The organism is Terrabacter lapilli (genome assembly GCF_039531305.1).
Taxonomy (GTDB): domain Bacteria; phylum Actinomycetota; class Actinomycetes; order Actinomycetales; family Dermatophilaceae; genus Terrabacter; species Terrabacter lapilli.
Map to the genome: position 1 here is coordinate 215,824 of NZ_BAAAPU010000003.1, position 11,501 is coordinate 227,324.

Below are 11,501 nucleotides of genomic sequence, written 5' to 3' on the forward strand. Positions count from 1 at the left end.
CGTTGCACCCGGCGGGCGCCGACGCGGGGAATGCAGGGCACCCCTTCCGCGTTTGGGAGGAGGTGCGCCTGTCTGGCACACTCTTCCTCTGGACCGGTTCACGGGAGAGCAGCTCACCAGCGTGGGCGGCCTTGACACCGACCCGGCCGACTAGCCTAGGAGACAACGTTGAAGAAGGACCTTCACCCCCAGTACGTCGAGACCACGGTGACCTGCACGTGTGGCAACACGTTCACGACGCGCAGCACCGAGACGTCCGGCAAGATCTCGGCCGACGTGTGCTCGCAGTGCCACCCGTTCTACACGGGCAAGCAGAAGATCCTCGACACCGGTGGCCGCGTGGCCCGGTTCGAGGCCCGCTACGGCAAGAAGGCCGCCAAGTAGGTCTCCCGCACGCCGGCCCCCGCGACTTCGGTCGTCGGGGGCCGGCGTTCGTCTTACCCAGCCGTCCACGTGTCCCGCTGAGCCGAAGGGCCTCCCGTGCTCGAATCCGTCCGGTCGATCCTCGACGAGTACGCCGAGCTCGAGCAGCAGCTCGCCGACCCCGCCGTGCACGGCGACCAGGACCTCGTGCGCAGCCTCAACAAGCGGTATGCCGCCCTGGCGCCCACCGTGGCGGCCGCCCGCGCGTGGCAGGCGGCCGGTGACGACCTCGCCGCCGCCCGCGAGCTGGCGGGCGAGGACGAGTCGTTCGCCGAGGAGGTGCCCGCGCTGGCGGCGCGCCTCGGTGCCGCGGAGGAGCACCTGCGTCGCATGCTCGTTCCCCGAGACCCGGACGACGACCGTGACGTCATCCTCGAGGTGAAGGCCGGCGAGGGCGGTGACGAGTCGGCGCTCTTCGCCGGCGACCTGCTGAGGATGTACCTCCGCTACGCGGAGCAGCGCGGCTGGCGCACGGCCATCGAAGACGCCACCGAGAGCGACCTCGGCGGCTACAAGGACGTACGCGTCTCCGTGCGGTCCAAGGGCACGCCCGGGCTGGGGGAGGGCCCGTGGGCGCGGCTGAAGTACGAAGGCGGTGTGCACCGCGTGCAGCGCGTGCCCGTCACCGAGAGCCAGGGCCGCATCCACACCTCGGCCGCCGGGGTCCTCGTCATGCCGGAGGCGGAGGAGGTCGAGGTGACCATCGACCCCAACGACCTGCGCATCGACGTCTACCGCAGCAGCGGCCCGGGCGGACAGAGCGTCAACACGACCGACTCGGCCGTGCGCATCACGCACGTCCCGACCGGCCTGGTCGTGTCGTGCCAGAACGAGAAGTCGCAGCTGCAGAACAAGGAGGCCGCGATGCGCGTCCTCCGGGCCCGGCTGCACCAGATGGCCAAGGACGAGGCGGACGCCGAGGCCAGCGCCGCCCGTCGCTCGCAGGTGCGCACCGTCGACCGGTCCGAGCGCATCCGCACCTACAACTTCCCGGAGAACCGCATCTCCGACCACCGCACCGGCTACAAGTCCTACAACCTCGACTCCGTGCTCGACGGGGACCTCGACCCCGTCGTGCAGTCGGCGCTCGACGCCGACGAGGCCGCGAAGCTGGCCGCGCTCGCCGACGACGGGTCCCGCGCGTGACGGACGGCGTGACCGACCTGCGCGCCGGCGTCCGATCGGCCGCTGCCCGGTTGCGGGAGGCCGGCGTGGCCTCGGCCGAGGTCGACGCCGTCGAGCTCGCGGCGCACGTCCTCGGCGTCGAAGCCTCGGAGGTCCGCCGGCTCCTCGTGCTCGGTGGCCGCACGCTCCCGGGGGCGTATGCCGCCCTCGTCGACGAGCGCGCCCACCGGGTCCCGCTCCAGCACCTGACCGGTCGTGCCCACTTCCGCCGGCTCACCCTGTCGGTGGGGCCGGGCGTCTTCGTCCCCCGACCGGAGACCGAGGTGCTCGTCGACCTGGCCCTCGCCGAGGTCGACCGGCGCGCTGCCGAGCCCGACCGCCACAGCCCCGTGCGCGTCGTCGACCTCTGCTCCGGCAGCGGCGCGATCGCGCTGTCGCTGAAGGACGAACGGCCCGGTACGGAGGTGCGCGGCCTCGAGCTCTCGCCCGACGCGTACGCCTGGGCAGTCGCGAACCGCGACCGACTGGGCCTCGACGTCGAGGTCGTGCAGGGCGATGCGACCCAGCCGTGCTTCGAGGACTGGGCCGGCGACGTCGACGTCGTGACCGTCAACCCGCCCTACATCCCGGTCGGCGCGGTGCCGCTCGACCCGGAGGTCCGCGACCACGACCCCGAGGTGGCGCTCTACGGCGGCAGCGAGGACGGGCTGGCCATCCCCGTGGCGGTCGTCCGGGTGGCGGCGGCGCTGCTGCGTCCCGGCGGCCTGGTCCTGGTCGAGCACGCGGACTCCCAGGGCGAGAGCCTGCCCCGGCGGCTGCAGGCGACGGGGCGGTGGAGCGACGTCTCCGACCACGTCGACCTCTCCGGCCGGCCGCGCGTCACGACCGCCCGGCGCGCCGCGTCCGCGCCGTAACCGCCCTACGAGGTCGCGCCGTCCGGCTCGATGTCGGTCGTGCGGAGGAGCAGGTCGACGACCTGCTCGGGCACGTCCTGCTTCCGGGACTGGTGCGCCTCCTCCTGCTGCTTGACCTCCACGCGGGCGGCCTGCCACGCGGACCAGTGGCCCGACACGAGGGCCCAGAGCGAGAGCGCGGAGACGTAGACCACGGAGTTGAGCCACCCGAAGACCATGGAGACCGGGATCATCACGATCCAGAAGATGGCGAGCCACCCGTTGACCTTGCGCATGAAGACCGGGTCTCCCTGCACGCTGGCCCACAGCGACTTGATCGGGCCCATCCTGTTCCTCCTCTGGACTGCGATGTCGGGAGCCGATGTGTACCGATCTGCGCTGTGAATCCGCTGTGAGCCGGCGGCTCGGCCCTGCGCCGGGGAATCCAGGCGCGCCAAGTAGGCTCTTGCCCTGTGAGCGAGCGCTACGACTGCACCGATCCTGCGGGTCGCGCCGAGGGCATCCCGGCCGCTGCCGCCGCCGTGCGGCGCGGTGAGATCGTCGTCCTGCCGACCGACACCGTCTACGGCATCGGGTGCGACGCGTTCGACGCCACCGCGGTGGCCTCGGTCCTCGCTGCCAAGGGCCGCGGACGCGACATGCCGCCGCCGGTGCTCATCCCCACGGCCCGCACGGCGCAGGGCCTGGCCACCCAGGTCCCCGACTACGCCCAGCGACTCATGGAGAAGTTCTGGCCCGGGCCCCTGACGCTGGTGCTCAAGGCGCAGACCTCGCTGCACTGGGACCTCGGGGAGACCAACGGCACCGTGGCCCTGCGCGTGCCCGACCACGAGATCACCCTCGAGCTGCTCGGCGACATCGGCCCGATGGCCGTCACGAGCGCCAACACGACCGGCGACCCGGCAGCGCGAACGGCCGACGAGGCACGGGCGATGCTCGGCGAGTCCGTCGCCGTCTACCTCGAGGGCGGCACCGCGGGGGAGGGGCAGCCCTCGACCATCATCGACTGCACGGGGGAGACGCCGGTCACCCTGCGTCTCGGCGCCCTCTCGCAGGCGGACATCGACGCGGCCCTGGAGCCCGAACCGCCGCTCGAGGCGCCGGCGCCCGATGCCGACGCCGACCTGTCCACCGGCGAGCGGTCCGCGGACGACCACGGCCCGACCCAATAGAGTTGGCCCGCGCTCGCGCCCCACTCCCGACCCACCCGGAGACCTTCCATGGCTGACGACACGTTCTACGGTTCCGACTTCGGCGCCCTGCAGTCCTTCGACCCGGACATCGCGGGAGTGCTCCTCTCCGAGCTCGACCGCATCCGCGGTGGCCTGCAGCTCATCGCGAGCGAGAACATCAGCTCGCCGGCGGTCCTCACCGCCCTGGGCTCCACGCTGTCGAACAAGTACGCCGAGGGCTACCCGGGGCGTCGCTACTACGGCGGCTGCTCCGAGGTCGACAAGGCGGAGCAGATCGCCATCGACCGCGCCAAGGCCCTCTTCGGCGCCGACCACGCCAACGTGCAGGCCCACTCGGGTGCCAGCGCCAACCAGGCCGTCTACGGCGCGTTCATGTCGCCCGGCGACACGATCCTGGCCATGGCGCTGCCGATGGGCGGCCACCTGACCCACGGCACCAAGGTCTCCTTCTCCGGCAAGTGGTTCAACGCCGTCCACTACGGCGTCGACCGGCAGAGCGAGGACATCGACTACGACCAGGTAGAGGCGCTCGCCAGGGAGCACCGCCCGAAGGTGATCTGCGCCGGTGGCTCGGCCATCCCGCGCCTCATCGACTTCGAGCGCTTCCGCGCCATCGCCGACGAGGTCGGCGCCATCCTCTGGGTCGACGCCGCCCACTTCATCGGGCTCGTGGCCGGCAAGGCCATCCCCTCCCCGGTGCCGTACGCCGACGTCGTGACCTTCACGACGCACAAGGTGCTGCGCGGCCCGCGCTCCGGTGCGCTGGTGTGCAAGGCCGAGCACGCCGCGGCCCTGGACAAGGCGATCTTCCCGATGATGCAGGGCGGCCCGCAGATGCACACGATCGCGGCCAAGGCGGTCAACTTCAAGGAAGCCGCGACTCCCGAGTACGCCCAGTACGCCAAGGACGTCATCGCCAACAGCCAGCAGCTGGCCGCGAGCCTGCTCGAGCTCGGCATCCGTCCGACGACGGGTGGCACCGACACCCACCTGTCGCTGCTCGACCTGCAGGGGGTCGGTGTCACCGGCAAGGAGGCCGAGGAGCGGGCCGACGCCGCCGGCATCGTGCTCAACAAGAACGCCATCCCGTTCGACCCGCAGAAGCCCAACATCGCCTCGGGCATCCGGGTGGGCACCCCGTCGGTGACGACCCAGGGGATGGGCACCGAGGAGATGAAGCAGATCGCCGCGCTCATCCACCAGGCCGTCACCAAGGGCGACGCCGACCCGGACAACGAGGTCAGCAAGCAGGTGCGTGCGGAGGTCACCGACCTCGTGACGCGCTTCCCGGCATACCCTCGCTGAACCGTCGGCACGCCCCGGCGACGGCACCCGAGCGAAGGTCGGTAGGTGCACGAGTACGTCCTCGTCCTCATCGTGGCCGCAGCGGTCACGTACCTCGCCACACCCTTCGTCCGCAGCCTGGCCGTCGCCACGGGCGCGTTCACGGCCGTCCGTGAGCGTGACGTCCACAAGACGCCGATCCCCCGCCTCGGGGGAGTGGGGATCTACCTGGGCTTCGTGGCGGCCGCGCTGGTGGCCCGGGCGCTGCCGTACCTCGGGACGCTGTTCTCGACCAAGCAGATCATCGGCGTCGTCGTGGCGGGCGGGATCGTGTGCCTGCTCGGCGCCTTCGACGACATCCGCGAGCTGGACTGGCTGACCAAGCTCGCCGGGCAGATGCTCGCTGCGGGCCTGATGGCCTACACCGGGGTGCAGCTGCTGTCGTTGCCGATCTTCGGGACGACGATCCTGCCAACACCGGTGCTCGTGCTCTTCACCGTCCTCGTCGTCATCGCCTCGACGAACGCCGTGAACTTCATCGACGGCCTCGACGGGCTGGCCGCCGGCGTGGTGGGCATCGCGGCACTGGCGTTCTTCATCTACAGCTACCTCGTGTCGCGCTCGTTCGTGCCGGCCAACGTCTTCTCGACGGCGACGTTCATCTCGGCCGCCCTCGTCGGTTGCTGCGCCGGGTTCCTGCCGCACAACTTCCACCCGGCGCGGCTCTTCATGGGCGACTCCGGGGCGCTGACGCTGGGGCTGCTGCTCTCGGCGGCGACGATCACCCTGACCGGCAACGTCGACCCGGCCGAGGTCAGCGCCAACGAGGTGTCCGCGGCGTTCCTGCCGATCCTCGTCCCCCTCGCGGTCCTGCTCCTCCCGCTGCTCGACATGCTGCTGGCGGTGGTGCGCCGCACCCGCGCCGGACAGCGCCCCTGGCACCCGGACGCGATGCACCTGCACCACCGGATGCTGCGGATCGGCCACGGCCACCGCCGCGCGGTGCTCATCCTCTACCTCTGGGCCGCCATCGTGGCCCTCGGCTCGGTGTCCTTCGTCGTCTGGGACGGACTGCGCCCGTTGGCCGTCGTCGGAGCGGCGGCGGCGATGGGCGTCGTCCTCACCGTCTGGCTGCCGCGTTGGAGGCCTTCTGAGCGCTTGTGATAGCATTCACAAGCACCTGAGGGCAGTCTGAGAAGGCGGCTGACGGTGCTCGAACACTGCATTCACGCACCGCAGGTCGCACGCCCCCCAAGCGCCGAACGCGTCCTGACGGAGACACCGCACCACGCCTCCCGACGCACCCAGGCAGGTCCTCCTTGAGCGCCACACCGGCCCGCAGCGCATCACAGTCCGATGCGTTCGCTCAGCTCCTCCGGGGCTCCTTGCTCCCGACGGCCCTGACCGGGCTCCTCTGCGTCGTCGTCGGCCTCTTCTCGAGCCCCAAGGCGGCCTGGTCCGCCGCGCTCGGTGCGGCGCTCGTCATCTTCTTCTTCAGCCTGACGCTCCTGGTCATGAAGCGCACTGCCGACCTGCCCCCGACGACGACCATGATGGTCGTCATGGCCACCTACACCTTCAAGGTGCTGGTCCTGGGCGTCGTGATGTTCGCGCTGCGTGACGTCACCTGGGCGTCCGGCTACGCCATCGGCCTGTCCATCACGGTGTGCGCGGTGGTCTGGCTCTTCTTCGAGATGCGCGCCTACAAGCGCCTCCGGATCTTCGCGTACGACCCCGACGGTGAGGCCTCGCTCGACCGTCCGCCGAGGCCGGAGCCGCGTGATGAGCCGTGAGAGAAGCCGTGAGAGCAGGGACCGACATGAGCACACCGATGCCTCCCGAGCCCGACGAGAGCCCCGAGCGCGAGCTCACCGAGGAGGAGCGCCGGGAGCAGCTGCAGGCGTTCAACCGCCGCGAGCAGGACTCCGCCTGGCGGGCCGTCGCGTACCTGCTCACCGGGCCGCTGATCTACGGCGGACTCGGTGCGCTGGCCGACCACTGGCTCGGCACGACGTGGCTCGTCGGGGCCGGGATCGTGGGCGGGATGGCCTTGTCGCTATACCTCATCTGGTTCCGATACGGTACCCATTGAGCCAACTGCCGATCCTGGCCTCCCGCACGCGGCCGAGCACAGTGCCGCCGACCAGCGCGTCGCCCGCCGAGCGGCCGACCCGGGGTCCAGCCCTCCGCACCGCCCCCTGCACTGCCCCTGAACTGCTGATGCCGCCCGCCGGCCCAAGCGCCCAGAACGTACGAAGGAGTAATCCGTGAGCATCGTTGCCGCCGCACCGACGGACTTCGAGGCCCCTGGAGTCAGCGAGTTCTGGCAGCCGCTGTTCGGCACCAGCGGTCCCTGGGCCATCACCCGCCCGATCCTGCTCATGGTCGCCTCGGCCATCCTCCTGGTGTGGTACCTGCTGGCCACGACGCGCAAGAAGGCGATCGTCCCGAGCCGCGGGCAGATGGCGACCGAGGCGGTCTACGGGCTGGTGCGCAACGGCATCGCCAAGGACCTCATCGGGTCCAAGGAGTTCCTCAAGTTCGTCCCGCTGCTCTTCTCGCTGTTCATGGTCATCCTCGTGAACAACGTCTTCGGCGTCCTGCCGCCGTTCAGCTACCCGACGATGAGCCGCATCGGCTTCCCGATCGCCCTGTCCCTGCTCGTCTGGGTCATCTTCCACGTCGTCGGCATGCGCAAGCACGGCTTCTTCGGCTACTGGAAGTCGCTCGTCCCCGCCGGCCTCCCGAAGGCCATGATCGGGCCGATCTTCATCCTCGAGCTCATCACCGACCTGTTCACCCGACCGGTCACGCTCGCCCTGCGACTCTTCGGCAACATGTTCGCCGGCCACATCCTCATCGTGCTGTTCATCACCGGCGGCTGGTACATGCTCACCAACGGCGGCATCCTCGTCGTCGCCGGTGGGGTCACCTGGGTCTTCGCCTTCGTGATGACGCTCTTCGAGCTGCTGGTGGAGTTCCTGCAGGCCTACGTCTTCACCCTCCTCGCCGCCCTCTACATCGGCGGCGCCCTGGCCGACGAGCACTGACGGCCGCACGAACCGCACGACCAGCACGACCCGCCAGACCAGCACGACCCGCTCCACCACGCTTCACCCAGCCCCGTTGGTAACCGCCAGCGGGACCGACCAGAAGGAAATGGAATCAACATGACCGGCAACATCGCCATCCTCGGTTACGGCCTCTCCGCCATCGGCCCCGGTATCGGTGTCGGCCTGATCTTCGCCGCCTACATCAACGGTGTCGCTCGTCAGCCCGAGGCCCGCGGCATGCTCCAGCCGATCGCCTTCCTCGGCATGGCCATCACCGAGGCGCTCGCCATCTTCGGTATCGCGCTCGCCTTCGTCTTCAAGGCCTGACGTCCGCCGGGCCCTCCGACGTACCGTTCGTTTCTCTCTAGGAGACCCTCATGCAAGCAGTTACCGTGACCGCCGACGGCGGCGAGGGCGGCTTCTGGGCCACCGCGGCACCGATCATTCCGCACCCGCTGGAGTTCATCTTCGGCCTCGTGGTCTTCGCGATCCTCTACTTCATCGTGAAGAGCAAGGTCGTGCCGCGCCTCGAGCAGATCTACGCCGAGCGCACCGCTGCGATCGAGGGCGGGATGAACAAGGCGGAGGAGGCCCAGGCGCAGGCCCAGGCCGCGCTCGAGCAGTACCAGGCGCAGCTGGTCGAGGCCCGCTCCGAGGCCGCCCGCATCCGTGAGGACGCGAAGGCCCAGGGCGCGCAGATCCTCGCCGAGATGCGCGAGCACGCGGCGGCCGAGGCGGCGCGGATCACCGAGACGGCGCACAAGCAGATCGAGGCCGAGCGCCAGCAGGCGGTCGTCTCGCTCCGCGGCGACGTGGGCCGGATCTCGACCGACCTCGCCAGCCGCATCGTCGGCGAGTCCCTGCACGACGAGACCCGTCAGAAGGGCATCGTCGAGCGCTTCCTCGCCGAGCTCGAGGCGGGCGACGTCGTGCGCGAGAAGGTCGGCGGTGCCGCCGGCAGCCGAGGCGGCGACGTCTGATGCAGGGACCCTCACGCGCAGCAGCGGCGGCCAGTCGCGAGGCGTTCACCGGCGCCCTCGCGGCCGGTGCCGACCGCGCGCGGCTGGCCGAGGAGCTCTTCGCGGTCGTCGGTGTGCTCGACGGCAGCGCGACCCTGCGTCGCGCCGTCGCCGACCCCTCGCGCGAGGGGTCCGACAAGGCCCAGCTCGCCGAGCGGCTCTTCGCGGGCAAGGTCAGCGCCGAGACGCTGGTCGTGCTCAAGGGTGCCGTCGCCCAGCGGTGGAGCACGGAGCGTGACCTCTCCGACTCCATCGAGTCGTATGCCGTCGAGGCCGTCATCGCCCAGGCGGAGACCGCCGGTCGTGCCGACCGGCTCGAGGACGAGCTGTTCCGCTTCGAGCGGATCGTCGCTGCCGACCCGGCCCTGCGTGCGGCGCTGTCCGACACGCAGGCGCCGGCGGACAAGCGGGGCGACCTCGTCTCCTCGCTGCTGAGGGAGAAGGTCACGCCCGAGACCCTCGTGCTGGCCCGCCAGGCGGTGGTCGCCCCCCGCGGCCGTCGTTTCGACCGGGTCGTGGAGCGCTACCTCGAGACGGCCTCGAGCCGCCGCGAGCAGCAGACGGCCATCGTCACCTCGGCCGTCCCGCTCACCGACGACGACCGCGCCCGCCTCGCCGCGGGCCTCGCCGCCCTCTACGGCGGCACGGTCCACGTCAACACCGTCGTCGACCCCCGGGTCCTGGGCGGGGTCAAGGTCGAGATCGGTGACGAGGTCATCGACGGGACCGTCATCCGCAAGCTCGACGCGGCCCGCCGGGCCATGGGCGCCTGAGGCGTCCACCACCAGCTGTGAACAACCACCGGCCCTTGCGGGTCGAAACCGAGGAGAAGATCTGACATGACGGAGCTTTCGATCCGTCCGGAGGAGATCCGGGACGCACTGGACTCGTTCGTCCAGTCCTACGAGCCCGGCGCGGCCTCCCGCGAAGAGGTCGGCCGCGTCACCGACGCCGGTGACGGCATCGCTCACGTCGAGGGTCTGCCCTCGGCCATGACCAACGAGCTGCTCCAGTTCGAGGACGGCACGCTCGGCCTCGCGCTCAACCTCGACGTCCACGAGATCGGCGTCGTCGTCCTCGGTGACTTCGCGGGCATCGAGGAGGGCCAGACCGTCAAGCGCACGGGCGAGGTCCTCTCGGTCCCCGTGGGCGACGCGTTCCTCGGCCGGGTCATCGACCCGCTCGGCAACCCGATCGACGGCCTCGGCGACATCCAGAGCACCGAGCGTCGCGCCCTCGAGCTGCAGGCGCCCACCGTCGTGCAGCGCAAGTCGGTGCACGAGCCGCTCCAGACCGGCATCAAGTCGATCGACGCGATGACGCCGATCGGGCGCGGCCAGCGCCAGCTGATCATCGGCGACCGCCAGACCGGCAAGACCACGGTCGCGATCGACACGATCATCAACCAGAAGCGCAACTGGGAGTCCGGTGACCCCGACGCCCAGGTCCGCTGCATCTACGTCGCCATCGGCCAGAAGGGCTCGACCATCGCGTCGGTCCGCGGCACCCTCGAGGAGGCCGGCGCGCTCGAGTACACCACGATCGTCGCGGCTCCCGCGTCCGACTCGGCGGGCTTCAAGTACCTCGCCCCCTACACCGGTTCGGCCATCGGTCAGCACTGGATGTACCAGGGCAAGCACGTCCTCATCGTCTTCGACGACCTGAGCAAGCAGGCCGAGGCCTACCGCGCCGTGTCGCTGCTGCTGCGCCGCCCGCCGGGCCGCGAGGCCTACCCGGGCGACGTGTTCTACCTGCACAGCCGTCTGCTCGAGCGCTGCGCGAAGCTGTCCGACGACCTGGGCCACGGCTCGATGACCGGTCTGCCGATCATCGAGACCAAGGCCGGTGACGTCTCCGCGTACATCCCGACCAACGTCATCTCGATCACCGACGGCCAGATCTACCTGCAGGCCGACCTCTTCAACGCCAACGTGCGTCCGGCCATCGACGTGGGTGTCTCGGTCTCCCGAGTCGGTGGTGCCGCGCAGATCAAGGCCATGAAGTCGGTCGCCGGCCGCCTCAAGCTCGACCTCGCGCAGTTCCGTGCGATGGAGGCGTTCGCGATGTTCGCCTCCGACCTCGACCCGGCCTCGCGGGCCCAGCTCGCGCGTGGTGCGCGCCTCGTCGAGCTGCTCAAGCAGCCGCAGAGCTCGCCGTACCCCGTCGAGGAGCAGGTCGTCTCGATCTGGACCGGCACGACCGGCCGGCTCGACGACGTGGCCGTCGAGGACGTCCGCAACTTCGAGCAGGAGCTGCTCGAGACGCTGCGTCGCGAGGGCCGCATCCTGCAGACCATCCGCGAGACGCTCAAGCTCGACGACGACACCGAGACGGCTCTCGCCAAGGTGGTCGACGAGGTCAAGTTCACCTTCCGGGGCACCGGTCGCGACGGCCTCGAGGCCGGCAACGAGGAGTTCGACGAGATCTCCGAGGACCAGATCACCCAGGCGCAGATCGTCAAGCAGAAGTGACCAGCTCCCGTATGGCGCC

Annotated in this window: 14 protein-coding genes; 13 read left to right on the top strand and 1 reads right to left on the bottom strand. The window is 70.4% G+C overall.

The features are described 5' to 3' along the window. Positions 1-168 precede the first annotated feature (168 nt). The 3 genes from rpmE to prmC all read left to right on the top strand — a co-directional run bounded on the left by rpmE (position 169) and on the right by prmC (position 2,462). Entirely contained in the window at positions 169-384 is a 216-nt protein-coding gene (rpmE, locus tag ABD241_RS02340) for a 50S ribosomal protein L31 (RefSeq protein ID WP_344058045.1), read from the top strand. Positions 385-480: 96 nt separating this feature from the next. After that, entirely contained in the window at positions 481-1,569 is a 1,089-nt protein-coding gene (gene prfA, locus ABD241_RS02345; RefSeq protein WP_344058047.1) for a peptide chain release factor 1, read from the top strand. Between the two features lie 8 nt (positions 1,570-1,577). Next, a complete protein-coding gene (gene prmC, locus ABD241_RS02350) occupies positions 1,578-2,462 on the top strand; it encodes a peptide chain release factor N(5)-glutamine methyltransferase (RefSeq protein ID WP_344059488.1) in 885 nt (294 codons plus the stop codon). A gap of 5 nt (positions 2,463-2,467) precedes the next feature. On the opposite strand, the gene ABD241_RS02355 is transcribed toward prmC, so the two are convergent. Next, on the bottom strand, positions 2,468-2,788 hold the full coding sequence (locus ABD241_RS02355) for a hypothetical protein (RefSeq protein WP_344058049.1): 321 nt from the start codon (positions 2,786-2,788) through the stop codon (positions 2,468-2,470). Positions 2,789-2,914: 126 nt separating this feature from the next. Here ABD241_RS02355 and ABD241_RS02360 point away from each other — a divergent pair, with 126 nt between their 5' ends. The 10 genes from ABD241_RS02360 to atpA all read left to right on the top strand — a co-directional run bounded on the left by ABD241_RS02360 (position 2,915) and on the right by atpA (position 11,482). After that, positions 2,915-3,634: an L-threonylcarbamoyladenylate synthase gene (locus ABD241_RS02360; RefSeq protein WP_344058051.1), complete on the top strand. Its 720-nt coding sequence runs from the start codon at positions 2,915-2,917 to the stop codon at positions 3,632-3,634. A 48-nt stretch (positions 3,635-3,682) separates the two neighbouring features. Continuing rightward, positions 3,683-4,960, top strand: a complete 1,278-nt coding sequence (locus ABD241_RS02365; RefSeq protein ID WP_142184520.1) for a serine hydroxymethyltransferase — start codon at positions 3,683-3,685, stop codon at positions 4,958-4,960. 45 nt (positions 4,961-5,005) lie between these two features. Next, positions 5,006-6,103 carry a glycosyltransferase family 4 protein gene (locus tag ABD241_RS02370; protein ID WP_344058055.1) on the top strand — a complete coding sequence of 366 codons (1,098 nt, stop codon included), beginning with the start codon at positions 5,006-5,008 and terminating at the stop codon, positions 6,101-6,103. A 155-nt stretch (positions 6,104-6,258) separates the two neighbouring features. After that, positions 6,259-6,732 carry a Cg1360 family ATP-synthase-associated protein gene (locus ABD241_RS02375; protein ID WP_344058057.1) on the top strand — a complete coding sequence of 158 codons (474 nt, stop codon included), beginning with the start codon at positions 6,259-6,261 and terminating at the stop codon, positions 6,730-6,732. A 26-nt stretch (positions 6,733-6,758) separates the two neighbouring features. Then, positions 6,759-7,031 carry a hypothetical protein gene (locus tag ABD241_RS02380; RefSeq protein ID WP_344058059.1) on the top strand — a complete coding sequence of 91 codons (273 nt, stop codon included), beginning with the start codon at positions 6,759-6,761 and terminating at the stop codon, positions 7,029-7,031. 175 nt (positions 7,032-7,206) lie between these two features. After that, positions 7,207-7,989 carry a F0F1 ATP synthase subunit A gene (gene atpB, locus ABD241_RS02385; protein WP_344058061.1) on the top strand — a complete coding sequence of 261 codons (783 nt, stop codon included), beginning with the start codon at positions 7,207-7,209 and terminating at the stop codon, positions 7,987-7,989. 120 nt (positions 7,990-8,109) lie between these two features. Further along, positions 8,110-8,319, top strand: a complete 210-nt coding sequence (gene atpE, locus ABD241_RS02390) for an ATP synthase F0 subunit C (protein ID WP_026863922.1) — start codon at positions 8,110-8,112, stop codon at positions 8,317-8,319. Positions 8,320-8,369: 50 nt separating this feature from the next. Continuing rightward, positions 8,370-8,972 carry a F0F1 ATP synthase subunit B gene (locus ABD241_RS02395; RefSeq protein WP_344058063.1) on the top strand — a complete coding sequence of 201 codons (603 nt, stop codon included), beginning with the start codon at positions 8,370-8,372 and terminating at the stop codon, positions 8,970-8,972. Further along, positions 8,972-9,784, top strand: coding sequence for a F0F1 ATP synthase subunit delta (locus ABD241_RS02400; protein WP_344058065.1), 813 nt, complete (start codon positions 8,972-8,974; stop codon positions 9,782-9,784). Before ABD241_RS02395 ends, ABD241_RS02400 begins: the two co-directional genes overlap by 1 nt. 66 nt (positions 9,785-9,850) lie before the next feature. Beyond that, entirely contained in the window at positions 9,851-11,482 is a 1,632-nt protein-coding gene (gene atpA, locus ABD241_RS02405) for a F0F1 ATP synthase subunit alpha (protein ID WP_344058067.1), read from the top strand. Positions 11,483-11,501: the final 19 nt, after the last annotated feature.